This window comes from Aliishimia ponticola (assembly GCF_004803475.1).
In the GTDB taxonomy this organism is placed as follows: Bacteria; Pseudomonadota; Alphaproteobacteria; order Rhodobacterales; family Rhodobacteraceae; genus Aliishimia; species Aliishimia ponticola.
On sequence record NZ_SRKY01000002.1, the window covers coordinates 704800 to 718020 of the forward strand.

The following is a 13221-nucleotide window of genomic DNA, read 5'->3' on the forward strand; positions in this document are numbered from 1 at the left end:
ACTTTGCCGTTCATGGCACATCAGATTTCAGTTGAGACCCGGTTCGGCCCGCTTTGCGTGACCGAAGAGGATGGGGCGATTACGCGGCTTGCATGGGGTCACGCCGCTGCGCCGTCCCAGACAAGGTTGTTACAAGAGGCTGCCACGCAGCTTGCCGCCTATGATCGCGGGACGCTGGAGCAGTTCGACTTGCCGCTGCGCATCGCAGGCTCTGCGCTTGTGCAATCGGTCTGCGCTGAAATGGCCACGATCCCCTTGGGCGAGACCCGCACCTATGGCGAGATCGCGCAGGCGGTGGGGGCATCCGCGCAAGCGGTGGGGCAGGCCTGCGGCGCCAATCCGATCCCGGTCATCATCCCCTGTCACCGCGTCATGGGGGCTGGGGGCAAGCTGACCGGGTTTTCCGGCGCAGGCGGGGTTGAAACGAAGGTGGCGTTGCTGCGCCACGAGGGCGCTGCGGGGCTGCTGATCTGACGGGGGATTACCCCTCTGGCCCGTACAGCAATTGCTGCGCCGCGCCCGCGCCCGTCAGGTAGATCGATGTCACGACCAGACCCCAGATCGCCCAGCTTTCCGGGTGGAAGCCGACCCAAGCGGCCCAGCCCGCAAAGAAGGTCCATGCGAAGATCATCGGCAGGCTGACAGCGCGCCACCGCGCGGTGCGGACCGGGTGGATGAATTTCACCGGCAAGAACATCGCGATGGCCAGCACGGTGACAAGGCCAAGGCAGATCTGCCAGCCCGGTTCGATCGCGAAGAGCACGATCACCACCATGTTCCAGCACCCGGGAAAGCCGGAGAAGGAGTTGTCCTTGGTCTTCATCCGCGTGTCCGCGAAGTAAAGCGCCGAGGCAAAGGTCAGGATGATGATCATGGCCCAGCCGGACCAGCCATCCATCAACCCAGAAGAAAACAGCGCAAAGGCCGGGATGAACACATAGGTCAGGTAGTCGATGATCAGGTCCAGAAGCACCCCGTCGAATTCGGGCGCGTTCTTCTTGACGTGGTAGTGCCGGGCCAGCGGGCCGTCGATCCCGTCCACGATGAAGGCGACGACGAGCCAGACGAACATCATCGGCCAATCGCGCTGCACCGCTTCGAGCATGGCAAGCATGGCAAAGACCGCACCGGTCGCGGTAAAGAAGTGGACGGCGATGGCGGAAAAGCGGAGTGACATTACCTGTTTCTGGCCCATGTTAACGGTTTCTGCAACGGCAATCAGGCCCCTGATCGCCGGGCGCGGGGGTGGGCCGCGGCGTAAACGTCCATCAGCCGTTGCGTGTCGACGGATGTATAGGCCTGCGTCGTCGACAGGCTCGCATGGCCCAGGAGTTCCTGAATGGCTCGCAGGTCGCCGCCCGCGCTTAGCAGATGCGTGGCGAAGGAGTGGCGCATCGCATGGGGCGTTGCCGTGGCAGGCAGACCAAGCTGCATCCGGGCCTTCTGCATCACGCCCTGCACCGCACGTGGGCTAAGCGGGCCGCCCCGCACCGCACGAAAAAGCGCGGCTTGCGGCTCTGGCGGGTAAGGGCAGATCGACAGATAGGCGGCAACGCTGTCACGCGCGGCAGGCAAGACCGGAACCAGCCGTTCCTTGCCGCCTTTGCCGGTGATCCGCAGGCTGTCGCCCAGCGGCGCGTCCTGGCCGGTCAGGCTGAGCGCTTCGGAAATCCGCAGCCCGCAGCCCCAAAGCAGGGTCAGCACCGCCGCATCGCGCGCATTGACCCACGGCTGCGAGGATTGCTGCGCCACGGTGTCGATCACATCGCGCGCCGCGTTTTCCGGCAGCGGGCGGGGCAGTTTCTTGGTGAATTTCGGGGCGCGGGCAGACAGGACGGCGGTGGGTTCAAACCCCTCGCGGGCGGCGAGCCAACGATAGAAGGACTTCACCGCAGAGAGCTTGCGCGCCAGTGACCGCGCGCCGACGCCGCTGCCCCGCATCCGCGCCATCCATGCGCGCATGTCCGACACGGTGATGCGGGCCAGCGCGGCAAGCCCCTGCCGATCGCCGTTGTGGTCGGTCATGAAGGCGAGGAATTCGGCCACATCCGTTTGATAGGCGAGGATCGTATTCTCTGCCGCACCTTTCAGCGCCTTTTGATGCGACAGCCAAGTTTGCAGCGCATCACGCGCCGCGTCCGAGATCAGAAGGCTTTGCGCGCTCACGCCAGCCAGCGGCGCATGGATCGTTCGAAAACGCCGGCAAAGAAGGTCAGAAGATCGGTGCCTTGCTGCGGCGAGAACATATGCGGGTCTTCGGCGCCCAGCACCAGCATCCCCGGCAGACGGCCTTCGCCAAGGTCGAGCTTGAGGCAGGCTTCCGACCGTATCCAGTCAGACTGTTCGCCATAGATCGCTGCGGACCCGTTCTGCACCTGCCGTAACGTGACCGGACGCGGCTGGATCGAGCGGCCCTGCGTCAGATAGGCGTCAACATAACCGGGCTTTGCCACGGTCATCACATCGCCAAGGCGGTGGACCACCGGGTCGTCATCGCTTTCGAAAGATTCGAGGATCAGTTTCGCGCAATCCACGCGCAGCACATCGGCCACGTCATTACCCAGATTGCGCAGGAAGGGTTCGAATTCCAGCGGGTCGAGCATTCGCAGGATCGCGCGATGCACCTGATTGGTCCCGGCAAGATTTTCATAGGCGGCCGCAATGACAGAGCGGTGCGTGTCTTCGAGGCGGTCGAGTCGGTGTTCGAGGCGCTCCATCGCGATGCCGCGCAGATCGACGATATTTCCGCCCATCGCGCGCTCATTCGCGCTGATCAAAGCCTGCATCAAATCCTGATCGTCCAGAATCACATCGGGGCGGGAAATGATCGCCTCACGCAGGGCGTCATCGAATTTCGGGTTGGAGCTCATCGGTGCCTCTTTTTTGTTGGCGAGACTTTAGCATGTCGGGCGAAATCTCCCACATCTTTTTCGTGTGCTGCGGCGCTGGATTCGCGGGTGTGTTGCGCAATGGAATCAGGTTCCCGAGCTTCCGAGTCGCCCGCGCTAAGGCCTGTTTCTTCTGCAAAAATACTGTCTTGCGCAGGCACGTTGCGGGCGATTTTCGAGGCTTTCGCAGAACGATTTTCGCGCCAGAGGCAAGATGGATCAGCGACAGCATTTCCCTCAAATCGTAGCTTTGCCCAGACCGGCCATTAGGGTTCTGTTAGCACCTTCAGTGCATCACAAAAGGGCATCTGACGCGTTGGGTGGCGCTCGATCTGGAAACATTCAGTCCTTGCACTGGTCAGAATGACCTTTGGTTCGTTCCCGGGAACTCCGGGGCGTTAATTCCTGCTATATGCAGTTAAACAAAGGGAAAATCCTATGTCTTCGATTCTTACAAACACAAGCGCAATGACAGCTCTGCAAACTCTGCGCTCCGTCAACTCCGACCTGTCCAGCACGCAAAACGCGATCTCGACCGGTAAGGACATCTCCAGCGCGAAGGACAACTCGTCCATCTGGGCGATCTCCAAAGTCATGGAATCCGACGTGTCCGGCTTCAAGGCTGTGTCCGACTCGCTGGCCCTTGGCGAATCCACACTGGCTGTTGCCTCTGCCGGTGCAGAGCAAATCGTGAATGTTCTCAACGACATCAAAGAGAAAGTCGTCGCGGCGACCGGTGAAAACGTCGATTACACCAAACTGGGCAACGACGTCACGGAACTGTCCAACCAGGTGACCTCCATCATCGCGGCGTCGCAGTTCAACGGCTTCAACCTGCTGAATGACGATGGTGTGGATCTGACAGTGCTGTCCTCGATCGACCGGGATAGCTCTGGTGCGGTGACTGCGGCGAATATTACCGTGACCGCCGTCGACTTCACATCGAACCTTGATCTGAGCGACATCGACGTCAGCTCTTCTTCCGCTGCGGAAGCTTCGATCGCGAACATCGAAGCCCACATCCAGACCGCCGTTGACGCGGCTGCTGCTTTGGGTGCGTCCTCCAGCCGGATCTCCGATCAGGCCGAGTTCGTGTCGCGCGTGACCGATGCGATGGAAACCGGTATCGGCTCGCTCGTCGATGCGGATATGGAAGAAGCGTCGGCCCGACTGACTGCGCTGCAAACCCAGCAATCGCTGGCGGTTCAGTCGCTGTCCATCGCGAACCAGTCGCCGCAGACCATCCTGCAGCTGTTCCGTTAATAGCAATTGCGGGGGCGCGTTTAGGCGCGCCCTTCGCCCGGCGGCCCCTCATATGCAATCCGGGCTTGCCCTGCCAAAGCGCGTCGCTCCTGCCGGAGCGGCGCGTCGTCTTGTTCAGATTACGGCGTGCCGGATCAAACGATCTTGATGCCAGCGGCTTCGGCGTCTTTCAGGAACGTCTCAAGCCCCTTGTCGGTCAGCGGGTGCGTCGCGAGCTTCTTGATGACTTCCGGCGGCGCGGTCATCACATCGGCCCCGATACGCGCGCTTTCCAGCACGTGGTTCACCGACCGGATCGACGCCGCGAGGATTTGCGTGTCGAACCCGTAATTGTCGTAAATCGTGCGGATGTCTTCAATCAGGTCCATCCCGTCGAGATTGATGTCATCAAGGCGCCCGATGAAGGGAGAGATGAACGTCGCCCCGGCCTTGGCCGCGATCAGTGCCTGATTGGCAGAGAAGCACAGCGTCACGTTGACCATTTTGCCTTCGCCGGACAGCACCTTACAGGCTTTCAGCCCGTCCCATGTCAGCGGCAGTTTGACGGCGATGTTTTCCGCGATTTCCGCCAGTTTGCGGCCCTCGGCGATCATGTCATCGGCTTGCGTCGCGATCACCTCGGCAGAGACCGGACCTTCGACGAGGTCGCAAATCTCTTTGGTGACTTCCAGAATGTCGCGTCCGGATTTCTTGATGAGCGAGGGGTTCGTGGTGACCCCATCCACCATTCCCAGATCGTTGAGTTCCGCAATCGCGTCGATTTCGGCGGTGTCGACGAAGAATTTCATGGCTGCTTTCCTGTCATGGCTTGGCCTTGTTCGCGTCTGGCTTTACCTCATAGGGAAGATGTCTGGAACCCCCGTGAACCCTGTGACCCCCGATACCCCCGAGTTCTTCGAAGAAGGCGCGCTTGTCGGCGTGCTGACGACGCAGCCGCTCGACCGGGTGCTCGACTACAAAGCGCCCGAGGGCGGCTGCTGGCTTGGTGCGTTCGTCGAAGTGCCGCTTGGGCCGCGCAAGGTGCTGGGCGTGGTCTGGGGGGCAGGGCGCGGTGATTGGGACATTTCCAAGGTCCGGTCGGTGTCTCGCGTGCTGGATACGGCGCCGATGCGTGCCGAGATGCGCGCCTTCTTGGAACGGGCCGGGGCCTATACGTTGACGCCAATGCCCGCAATGCTGCGGCTTGGAACGCGGGCGCCGGGGCTGGGTGATCCGCCATCGATGCGCAAGGTGTACCGGCGCGGCGACGGCACGCCCGACCGGATGACGGATGCGCGCCGGCGGGTGATCGACTTCCTGGCCGAATACGGTGATTTGAGCTTTACACTCAAAGAGTTGTCGGAACTCTCCGGCGTTACGTCGTCGGTCATCAAGGGGTTGGTCAAACAGAATGTGGTGAGCGAGGAAGAAGCGCCGCGCGACATGCCATTCCCGCCGCTTGATCCGTCGCGGCCGGGCAAGGAACTGACCGCCGATCAGGAAGCCGCTGCCGCGCATCTGCGCGATGGGATCAGATCGGGCACCTATGGCACGACGCTGCTGCGCGGTGTGACCGGGTCCGGCAAGACCGAGGTGTATCTGGAGGCCGTCGCCGCCTGTCTTGCCGCGGGACGGCAGGCGCTGGTTCTGTTGCCAGAGATCGCGCTGACCGCCGAATTCCTCACGCGGGTCGAGGCGCGGTTCGGCGCGCGCCCCGCCGAATGGCATTCCGGCGCGACCATGACCGAACGCCGCCGCATCTGGCGGATGGTCGGCACGGGCGGGGCGCAATTGGTGATCGGCGCGCGCTCTGCGCTGTTTTTGCCCTATCGCGACCTTGGTCTGATCGTCGTGGATGAGGAACACGACACCTCTTACAAGCAAGAGGACGGCGTTCTGTATAATGCCCGGGACATGGCGGTGCTGCGCGCATCGCTATGTTCGGCGCAGGTGGTGCTGGCCTCGGCCACACCATCGCTGGAAAGCTGGGCCAATGCCGAGGCGGGCAAGTACCGGCGCATCGACCTTGAGGCGCGGTTCGGGCCTGCGGTTCTGCCGGAAATGCGCACGATCGACATGCGCAACGAAGATTTGCCCGGCGGGCGCTGGGTCTCTCCGACGCTGGAGGCGGCGGTGCGCACGCGCATCGAAAAGGGCGAACAGGCGCTTTTGTTCCTCAATCGGCGCGGCTATGCGCCGGTGACATTGTGCCGGGCCTGCGGGCATCAGTTGGGCTGCGAACAATGCGACGCGCGGATGGTCGAACATCGGTTCCTCAAGCGGCTCATGTGCCATCAATGCGGGGAAAGCACCCCGATCCCGGAGGCATGTCCGTCCTGCGGGGCCGAGGGGCGGCTTGCACCGGTCGGGCCGGGGGTCGAACGGCTGAGCGAGGAAGTGACCGCGCTGTTTCCCGATGCGCGTGTGGCGGTGCTGTCCTCTGACCTCTTCGGCTCTGCCCGCGCGCTCAAGGCCGAAATCGAGGCGATTGCCGAGGGCGCGGCGGATATCATCATCGGCACGCAGCTTGTCGCGAAGGGGCACAACTTTCCCAAGCTGACGTTGGTGGGGGTGATCGACGCGGATCTGGGGCTGCAAGGCTCTGACCTGCGCGCGGCAGAGCGGACGTTCCAGTTGATGCGGCAGGTGGCAGGGCGTGCGGGCCGGGCGGAGGCACCGGGCACGGCGTTGTTGCAGACATTCCAGCCCGAACACCCTGTGATCCGCGCCATTCTGGGCGGGGATGAGGAAGGCTTCTGGCGGGCCGAGGCGGCAGAGCGCGAAGCCGCGGGCGTGCCCCCCTTCGGGCGCATGGCGGGCATCATCCTGTCCGGCCCGGATGTGGGGCAGGTCTTTGACGCGGGCAATATGTTGGCGCGCAACGATGGCCCGCTGCGGCAGATCGGGGCGCAGGTTTTCGGCCCCGCGCCAGCCCCGATCGCGCGGGTGCGCGGGCGGCACAGGGTGCGTCTGCTGGTCAAGGCGGGCAAGGGCGTGGCGCTGCAACAGGCGTTGTCGCGCTGGGTGTCACAGGTGAAACTGAAGGGCGAGTTGCGGCTTGCTGTCGACATCGATCCGCAGAGTTTTCTTTGACAAATCAAGTTTCTCGCTGACGCACCGACCACCATCAGCGCAGATAGCTCTGTGCAAAATTGCTGCTCGCCAAGCGCGTGAAACAGGCGTAACTCGATTGTTATGTCCTTGCGAAACGAAACCGTCACACTGGATGAGGCGCGTCACCTTCCCCGGTGGCAACAACCGGTCGCCCTTCTGATCTGCATGGCCGTGGCGATGCCATTGTCCTTTTCGACATGGTCCGCGCTGCTGAATAACTTCGTTATCGAAGCCGCGCATTTCGACGGGTCGGACATTGGCTGGCTGCATACGGTCCGCGAAATTCCGGGCTTTCTGGCGATCCTCGTGATCTTCTTGCTGTTCATCATGCGGGAACAGGTGCTGGCGCTGGTGTCGCTGGCGATGCTGGGCGTGGCAACGGCGATCACCGCGCAGTTCCCGTCCATGGGCGGGCTTCTATTCGTGACTTTGCTAAGCTCCATCGGTTTTCACTACTACGAAACCGTGAACCAGAGCCTGCAATTGCAATGGCTGCCCAAGGCCCGCGCGCCGCAGATGCTGGGCAAACTTATCGCCATCGGGTCGGGCGCGACGCTTGTGGCCTATGGCGTGATCGTCGCCACATGGCGCGCCTTCGAGTTGAGTTATAACGCCGTCTATATGGCGGCGGGCGGGCTGACGCTGCTGATCGTGATTTACTGCGTCTTTGCCTTCCCCAAATTCCAGGAGCCGAACCCGCAGCGCAAGGAATTCGTGCTGCGCAAACGCTACTGGCTATATTATGCGCTGCAATTCATGGCCGGTGCGCGGCGGCAGATCTTTGTCGTCTTTGCCGGGTTCATGATGGTTGAACGCTTCGGATTTGAGGTGCACGAGACGACCTCGCTGCTGATGCTGACGCTGGTGCTGAACATGATCGCGGCCCCGCTGCTGGGGCGGGCGGTGCATCACTTTGGCGAGCGTAACGCGCTGGTCATCGAATATACCGGCCTCGTGCTGGTGTTCCTTGCCTATGGCGGGGTCTACTGGTTCGGCTGGGGCGTGGTGCTAACGGCGGCGCTTTATGTGATCGACCACTTGTTCTTTGCCCTTGCGCTGGCATTGAAGACCTATTTCCAGAAAATCGCCGATCCGGGGGATTTCGCGCCCACTGCGGCGGTCGCCTTTACGATCAACCACATCGCGGCGGTGTTCCTGCCTGCGGGGCTTGGCTATCTATGGCTGGTCTCGCCCGGCGCTGTGTTTGGCTTGGCGGCGATGATGGCGCTGGTCAGCCTTGGTCTTGCGCTGTTGATCCCGCGCCACCCCGAGCCGGGACATGAGACGATCTTCTCCGCGCCCATGCCGGCCCCTGCGGAATGAGCGGGCCGCGCGGACGTTTTCTGACAGGCTCCACCATGGGGCATGTGGTGCGGATGACGGCCACCGGGGCATTCGGCATCACGTTCGTCTTTCTCGTCGATGCCACCAACCTGTTCTGGCTAAGCCAGTTCGGAGACCCGCAGCTTGTCGCCGCCATCGGTTTTGCCTATGCGATCCAGTTCTTTTCGGTGTCTTCCGGCATCGGGTTGATGATTGCGGGCACGGCGATTGTCAGCCAGGCGATCGGACGCGGCAATCGGGAGGAGGCGCGCGCGCTTGCCGGGGCCTCGGTCATGATTTCAGCGGTGGTGCAGTTCTTTGTCGCCTTGCTGCTGTTCGTGTTCAGGCACGATCTGATTGCCCTCGCCGGGGCAGAGGGGGAAACCGCCAGGCTTGCGGCGCGTTATCTTGCGATTACGGTCTTCTCGCTGGTGCCGATGGCGATTTCGATGAATTGCTCGGGCGCGCTGCGGGCAGACGGGTTCGGCGCAAAAGCGATGTATGTCACCTTTCTATCGGGCATCGTGCTGCTGCTGATCGACCCGGTTCTGATCATCTGGATGGGGCTGGGGCTGGATGGCGCGGCCATTGGGCTGGTGGTCTTCCGCTTCTTCCTGTTGGGCTTTGGTCTTTATTACGCGATCCATCAGGAAAACCTGATCGCACGGCCCAGCAAAGCGGTGGTGCGCCGCGTGGCGCGTCCCTTTGCGGCAATCGCGGTTCCAACGATCGCGACCCAATTGGCGACGCCTTCCGGCAACTACCTGCTGACGATGGTCATGGCGCCCTATGGCGACGATGCGGTGGCGGCCTGGGCCGTGGTCGGGCGGCTGACGGTGCTGGTCTTTGGCGGGATCTTTGCGCTGTCGGGTGCGATTGGCGGCATCTTCGGGCAGAATTTCGGCGCCGGTTATTACGACCGCTTGCGCTCGACCTATCGCGATGCGCTGATCTTTTGCGGCATTTATACGCTGGTGGCGTGGGCGCTGCTGGCCACCGCAGGCAGTTTCGTCGCGGCGGCTTTCGAACTGACCGATCTGGGGACCGAAGTGCTGATGGCCTTCACCCGCTTTGGCGTCGGCGGGTTCGTCTTTATCGGCGCGCTGTTTGTATCGAACGCGGCGTTCAACAACCTTGGCAAGCCGGGGCGTTCAACGCTGATCAACTGGATCAATCACGGTGTGCTCAGCTGGCCACTGGCCTTGGCGCTGGCTGCGTTTTTCGGCGCGTCCGGCGTGATCTACGGGCAGACCCTGGCCGGTGTGGTGGCCGGGATCGTCGCCGCTGCGTGGGGCTGGAACTATGTTCAGACGCTGGCGCGCGGGGCGCCGCTTGACGCGGATGCGATGCGGCCTTACCCCCCGCCGGGACCGGTTCCGGATCGCTACAGGATACGCTGATGCCCACTTTCACTGCACTGACCACCCTTTCCGGCCGCGACAAGGCAGAAGCGCTTGGCGAGGCGATGGAGACGTTGACGCCCGAACCGACCGGCGTCGGTGTGTTCGAGGTCGAGGATGGCTCGGGCCTGTGGGAAGTGGGCGGCTATTTCACCGAAGCGCCCGACGCGGTGGCGCTGGACCTTCTGGCGGCGGCGATGGGCGCGCAGCCCTTCACCGTGTCCGAATTGCCGGAAACCGACTGGGTCGCCCATGTGCGGCGCGAACTCGCCCCGGTCGAGGCCGGGCGCTTCTTCGTCTATGGCGCGCATGATGCGGATAAGGTGCCGCCCGAAAGCGAGGCGCTGCTGATCGAAGCCGCGATGGCCTTCGGCACCGGGCATCACGGCACCACGTTGGGCTGTCTGCGGGCGTTGGACGGGTTGCTGCGGGACGGGGTCGAATGCCACAACGCCGTCGATATCGGGTGCGGGACGGCGGTTCTGGCGATGGCGGCGGCGAAAGTCTGGCCGGAAACGGTGCTGGCCTCTGACATTGACGAGGTCGCAGTCGATGTGGCGGAGGCAAATGTGCGTGCGAACGGTCTTGAGGGCCGGGTCCGCTGCGTCGAAGCTGCTGGTTTCGACCACCCGGAGCTTGCCGCTGCCGCGCCCTTCGATCTGGTCTTTGCAAATATCCTGAAAGGCCCGCTTATCGCGCTGGCTCCGGACATGGCGAGCCACATTCAGCCGGGTGGTTACGCAATTCTTAGCGGAATCCTGAACCCGCAAGCGGATGAGGTGGTCGCCCATTATACACAAGTTGGCTTCAATCTTCTCTCTCGTGATGAGATTGTTGACTGGACGACACTGGTTTTGCGCAAAATCGCCTAATATGGCAAAAAAGAGCGCAACATTTTTGGCTTTGCCCAGATTTCGCCACAATTTTTCCGTAAACCTTCCGTTAACTTGAACGAACCGGAATAGTGCCGAGGTTGCCATGTCTGATGGGCGTATTGAATTTACAAAACGATTGAACCGGCTGACTCGTCGCCACAATGCGATGGCGCGTGGCTATACAGCTAGCTTGCGGGGGGATGGGCTCATTGTTGTGCATCCGCGCCGCGTTCACTTTCACATGCCAGTGCGCGGCTTCGTCCTGCTGATGAGCGTGTTCATGCTGTTCAAAGGCTTCATGCTGGCGACGCTTGGCCCGGCGACCTATTCGGAGCGTCTGACGGTTCTGAGCGGCGGTACGGTCTATGAGCAGGCTGGCGCGTTCGTGATGGGGATTGATCCTGTCTCGCAAGTGGTTGCCGACACGCTGCGGCCTTACGTGCGATAAGCCGAGGCCACGCATCCCCAAGGAATTAAAAAACCGCGCGCCGGGGATCGGCAGCGCGGTTTTTTGATGTTCTGAAGCACCCGTCTTTCAAGAAATCCCCATCAGGGCGGGCGTTGCTTTAGCGACACGTGTCGCAGCGGCGCAGAGCGGGGCGGGCGGCAAGCATGTCAGCCGCCCGATCTGCTCAGGAATAGCGCTGCGCGACGTCTTCGATGTCGCTGCGGGTCAGACCGATGTCTTCCAACTCGCGGTCGGTCAGGTCGTTCAGCGCGTTGCGCGTCAAACGTGCGTCGTTCCACGACACGATTGCGCCGATCAAGGCGGAGAAGAAGGAGCCACGGCGGTTTGCAACAGTTGCAGAACCGGAAGCGGCGCGGGAGAAGTCGATTGCGGCCATGCGTCTTTCCTTTGAGCACAAATTAAAAAGGGCGCCCGTGGCGCCAGTAGCGGGCATCTAGTCGTGTTGTCGTAATCGAGCAAGATCGAAAATTGCATGAGAGCAATGCGCGTTTTGCATATGTCTCAACCCTTGGTTAACTGTTTGACGGCACGTCGTTTTTCGCCGTTTTTCGCAGGTCAAAAACGACGCATCTGCCGCGAATTTGGACAGCGCGCAGATGGCGGTGTCGCAATCGTGCGATGGGGTGGCGGAAATGGGCGCTGGCTGACAGGGCTTGGCGGTTGTTCTCGTTTCGTGCTAGCTCTGTTTCCAAGAAGCAAAAAAGCTACAATTTGAATGAGCAGGGGCAGAAATGCGGGTATTGGGGATCGATCCGGGGCTTCGGAACCTCGGTTGGGGCGTGATCGACGCCGATGGAAGCCGACTCACCCATGTGGCCAATGGCACTTGCAAGTCCGAAGGGTCGGATTTGGCGGGGCGCTTGCTGTCGCTGTATCACCAATTGACCGAAGTTGTGCGCGCACATGCGCCCGATATGGCCGCGGTGGAGCAGACTTTCGTGAACAAGGATGGCGCAGCAACGCTGAAGCTGGGGCAGGCGCGCGGTGTCACGCTGTTGGTTCCGGCGCAGGCCGGGCTGGCGGTGGCGGAATATTCGCCCAACACGGTGAAGAAGACGGTGGTCGGTGTCGGCCATGCGCAAAAGCAGCAGGTGCAGCATATGGTGCGCCTGCAATTGCCTGGGGTCGAGCTGCATAGCGCGGATGCGGCGGATGCGCTGGCCATTGCCATTTGCCATGCGCATCATGGGGGCGGGGCAGGCGGCTATGCCGCGGCTATTGCGAGGGCGCGCGCGTGATCGGAAAACTTTCAGGACGGCTGGACTATCGCGGCGACGATCATGTGCTGATCGATGTGCGCGGGGTTGGTTATATTGTGCATTGTTCGGATCGGACGCTGGCTGCCTTGCCGGGGCCGGGCGAGGCGGTGTCCGTCTATACCGATTTGCTGGTGCGCGAAGACCTGATGCAGCTTTACGGCTTTCTGTCCTTGGCGGAAAAAGAATGGCATCGGCTGCTCATGTCGGTGCAGGGCATTGGCGCTAAGGCTTCGCTTGCCATCCTGGGCGCGCTTGGACCCGATGGTGTCAGCCGCGCGATTGCAACGGGTGACTGGGCGGCGGTCAAGGCGGCGAAGGGCGTTGGCCCCAAGATCGCGCAGCGCGTCGTGCTGGACCTGAAGGACAAGGCCCCGCAGGTCATGGCGATGGGCCATGTGGGGGCCGCGCAACCGCAGATATCCGCGGAGGATGTGATCGAACCAGACGCGCCTGCCGCGCCGCCGCCTTCTGCGCCTGCTGCCTCCAGCGGGGCCACGCAGGCAGAGGCGCTGTCGGCGCTGTCCAACCTTGGCTATGGCCCGTCCGAAGCGGCGTCGGCGGTGGCGCAAGCCGCGGGCGAGGCGCCGGATGCGCAGACGCCGGAACTGATCCGCGCGGCGCTGCGCTTGCTGGCTCCGAAAGGGTAGGGTG

Annotated in this window: 15 protein-coding genes; 9 read left to right on the forward strand and 6 right to left on the reverse strand. The window is 62.3% G+C overall.

The window, feature by feature from the left end:
- Window positions 1–12 precede the first annotated feature (12 nt).
- On the forward strand, window positions 13–474 hold the full coding sequence (locus tag E4Z66_RS09760) for a methylated-DNA--[protein]-cysteine S-methyltransferase (RefSeq protein WP_136462799.1): 462 nt from the start codon (window positions 13–15) through the stop codon (window positions 472–474).
- 7 nt (window positions 475–481) lie between these two features.
- On the opposite strand, the gene E4Z66_RS09765 is transcribed toward E4Z66_RS09760, so the two are convergent.
- From E4Z66_RS09765 to E4Z66_RS19655, 4 genes are read right to left on the reverse strand one after another with little or no spacing between them, the layout of a single operon-like run.
- On the reverse strand, window positions 482–1177 hold the full coding sequence (locus tag E4Z66_RS09765; RefSeq protein WP_136462800.1) for a CDP-alcohol phosphatidyltransferase family protein: 696 nt from the start codon (window positions 1175–1177) through the stop codon (window positions 482–484).
- A gap of 41 nt (window positions 1178–1218) precedes the next feature.
- Window positions 1219–2166: a tyrosine recombinase XerC gene (locus E4Z66_RS09770; RefSeq protein ID WP_425456130.1), complete on the reverse strand. Its 948-nt coding sequence runs from the start codon at window positions 2164–2166 to the stop codon at window positions 1219–1221.
- Complete coding sequence (locus tag E4Z66_RS09775; RefSeq protein ID WP_136462802.1) at window positions 2163–2870, reverse strand: DUF484 family protein; 708 nt, start codon at window positions 2868–2870, stop codon at window positions 2163–2165. Before E4Z66_RS09775 ends, E4Z66_RS09770 begins: the two co-directional genes overlap by 4 nt.
- Window positions 2845–3120 carry a hypothetical protein gene (locus E4Z66_RS19655; protein ID WP_168797769.1) on the reverse strand — a complete coding sequence of 92 codons (276 nt, stop codon included), beginning with the start codon at window positions 3118–3120 and terminating at the stop codon, window positions 2845–2847. Before E4Z66_RS19655 ends, E4Z66_RS09775 begins: the two co-directional genes overlap by 26 nt.
- A gap of 206 nt (window positions 3121–3326) precedes the next feature.
- Here E4Z66_RS19655 and E4Z66_RS09780 point away from each other — a divergent pair, with 206 nt between their 5' ends.
- Window positions 3327–4151 carry a flagellin N-terminal helical domain-containing protein gene (locus tag E4Z66_RS09780; RefSeq protein ID WP_136462803.1) on the forward strand — a complete coding sequence of 275 codons (825 nt, stop codon included), beginning with the start codon at window positions 3327–3329 and terminating at the stop codon, window positions 4149–4151.
- Between the two features lie 134 nt (window positions 4152–4285).
- On the opposite strand, the gene fsa is transcribed toward E4Z66_RS09780, so the two are convergent.
- Window positions 4286–4939, reverse strand: coding sequence for a fructose-6-phosphate aldolase (fsa, locus tag E4Z66_RS09785; protein ID WP_136462804.1), 654 nt, complete (start codon window positions 4937–4939; stop codon window positions 4286–4288).
- Window positions 4940–4997: 58 nt separating this feature from the next.
- On the opposite strand from fsa, the gene E4Z66_RS09790 reads away from it, so the two are divergent.
- The 5 genes from E4Z66_RS09790 to E4Z66_RS09810 all read left to right on the forward strand — a co-directional run bounded on the left by E4Z66_RS09790 (window position 4998) and on the right by E4Z66_RS09810 (window position 11290).
- The gene (locus E4Z66_RS09790; protein WP_136462805.1) at window positions 4998–7223 is read left to right on the forward strand and encodes a primosomal protein N'; all 2226 of its coding nucleotides are present in this window, start codon (window positions 4998–5000) and stop codon (window positions 7221–7223) included.
- 102 nt (window positions 7224–7325) lie between these two features.
- Window positions 7326–8567, forward strand: coding sequence for an MFS transporter (locus E4Z66_RS09795; RefSeq protein ID WP_136462806.1), 1242 nt, complete (start codon window positions 7326–7328; stop codon window positions 8565–8567).
- The gene (locus E4Z66_RS09800; RefSeq protein WP_246035953.1) at window positions 8564–9967 is read left to right on the forward strand and encodes an MATE family efflux transporter; all 1404 of its coding nucleotides are present in this window, start codon (window positions 8564–8566) and stop codon (window positions 9965–9967) included. The genes E4Z66_RS09795 and E4Z66_RS09800 overlap by 4 nt, the downstream gene beginning before the upstream one ends.
- On the forward strand, window positions 9967–10839 hold the full coding sequence (locus E4Z66_RS09805; RefSeq protein ID WP_136462807.1) for a 50S ribosomal protein L11 methyltransferase: 873 nt from the start codon (window positions 9967–9969) through the stop codon (window positions 10837–10839). The genes E4Z66_RS09800 and E4Z66_RS09805 overlap by 1 nt, the downstream gene beginning before the upstream one ends.
- Window positions 10840–11008: 169 nt before the next feature.
- Window positions 11009–11290, forward strand: a complete 282-nt coding sequence (locus E4Z66_RS09810; protein ID WP_246035955.1) for a hypothetical protein — start codon at window positions 11009–11011, stop codon at window positions 11288–11290.
- 184 nt (window positions 11291–11474) lie between these two features.
- Here the strand turns inward: E4Z66_RS09810 and E4Z66_RS09815 are convergent, their stop codons facing one another.
- The gene (locus tag E4Z66_RS09815; RefSeq protein WP_136462809.1) at window positions 11475–11687 is read right to left on the reverse strand and encodes a DUF1127 domain-containing protein; all 213 of its coding nucleotides are present in this window, start codon (window positions 11685–11687) and stop codon (window positions 11475–11477) included.
- A gap of 355 nt (window positions 11688–12042) precedes the next feature.
- Here E4Z66_RS09815 and ruvC point away from each other — a divergent pair, with 355 nt between their 5' ends.
- Together ruvC and ruvA are read left to right on the forward strand one after the other, a co-directional pair.
- Window positions 12043–12549 carry a crossover junction endodeoxyribonuclease RuvC gene (gene ruvC / locus E4Z66_RS09820; protein WP_136462810.1) on the forward strand — a complete coding sequence of 169 codons (507 nt, stop codon included), beginning with the start codon at window positions 12043–12045 and terminating at the stop codon, window positions 12547–12549.
- Complete coding sequence (gene ruvA / locus E4Z66_RS09825) at window positions 12546–13217, forward strand: Holliday junction branch migration protein RuvA (RefSeq protein WP_136462811.1); 672 nt, start codon at window positions 12546–12548, stop codon at window positions 13215–13217. Before ruvC ends, ruvA begins: the two co-directional genes overlap by 4 nt.
- Window positions 13218–13221 lie beyond the last annotated feature (4 nt).

Excerpts from the sequence above, each read along its gene's own strand:
- E4Z66_RS09760 (WP_136462799.1), top strand. The coding sequence starts at position 13 with ATGGCACATCAGATTTCAGTTGAGACCCGGTTCGGCCCGCTTTGCGTG.
- E4Z66_RS09765 (WP_136462800.1), bottom strand. The coding sequence starts at position 1,177 with ATGTCACTCCGCTTTTCCGCCATCGCCGTCCACTTCTTTACCGCGACC.
- E4Z66_RS09775 (WP_136462802.1), bottom strand. The coding sequence starts at position 2,870 with ATGAGCTCCAACCCGAAATTCGATGACGCCCTGCGTGAGGCGATCATT.
- E4Z66_RS19655 (WP_168797769.1), bottom strand. The coding sequence starts at position 3,120 with ATGCTGTCGCTGATCCATCTTGCCTCTGGCGCGAAAATCGTTCTGCGA.
- E4Z66_RS09780 (WP_136462803.1), top strand. The coding sequence starts at position 3,327 with ATGTCTTCGATTCTTACAAACACAAGCGCAATGACAGCTCTGCAAACT.
- fsa (WP_136462804.1), bottom strand. The coding sequence starts at position 4,939 with ATGAAATTCTTCGTCGACACCGCCGAAATCGACGCGATTGCGGAACTC.
- E4Z66_RS09790 (WP_136462805.1), top strand. The coding sequence starts at position 4,998 with ATGTCTGGAACCCCCGTGAACCCTGTGACCCCCGATACCCCCGAGTTC.
- E4Z66_RS09795 (WP_136462806.1), top strand. The coding sequence starts at position 7,326 with ATGTCCTTGCGAAACGAAACCGTCACACTGGATGAGGCGCGTCACCTT.
- E4Z66_RS09800 (WP_246035953.1), top strand. The coding sequence starts at position 8,564 with ATGAGCGGGCCGCGCGGACGTTTTCTGACAGGCTCCACCATGGGGCAT.
- E4Z66_RS09805 (WP_136462807.1), top strand. The coding sequence starts at position 9,967 with ATGCCCACTTTCACTGCACTGACCACCCTTTCCGGCCGCGACAAGGCA.
- E4Z66_RS09810 (WP_246035955.1), top strand. The coding sequence starts at position 11,009 with ATGGCGCGTGGCTATACAGCTAGCTTGCGGGGGGATGGGCTCATTGTT.
- E4Z66_RS09815 (WP_136462809.1), bottom strand. The coding sequence starts at position 11,687 with ATGGCCGCAATCGACTTCTCCCGCGCCGCTTCCGGTTCTGCAACTGTT.
- ruvC (WP_136462810.1), top strand. The coding sequence starts at position 12,043 with ATGCGGGTATTGGGGATCGATCCGGGGCTTCGGAACCTCGGTTGGGGC.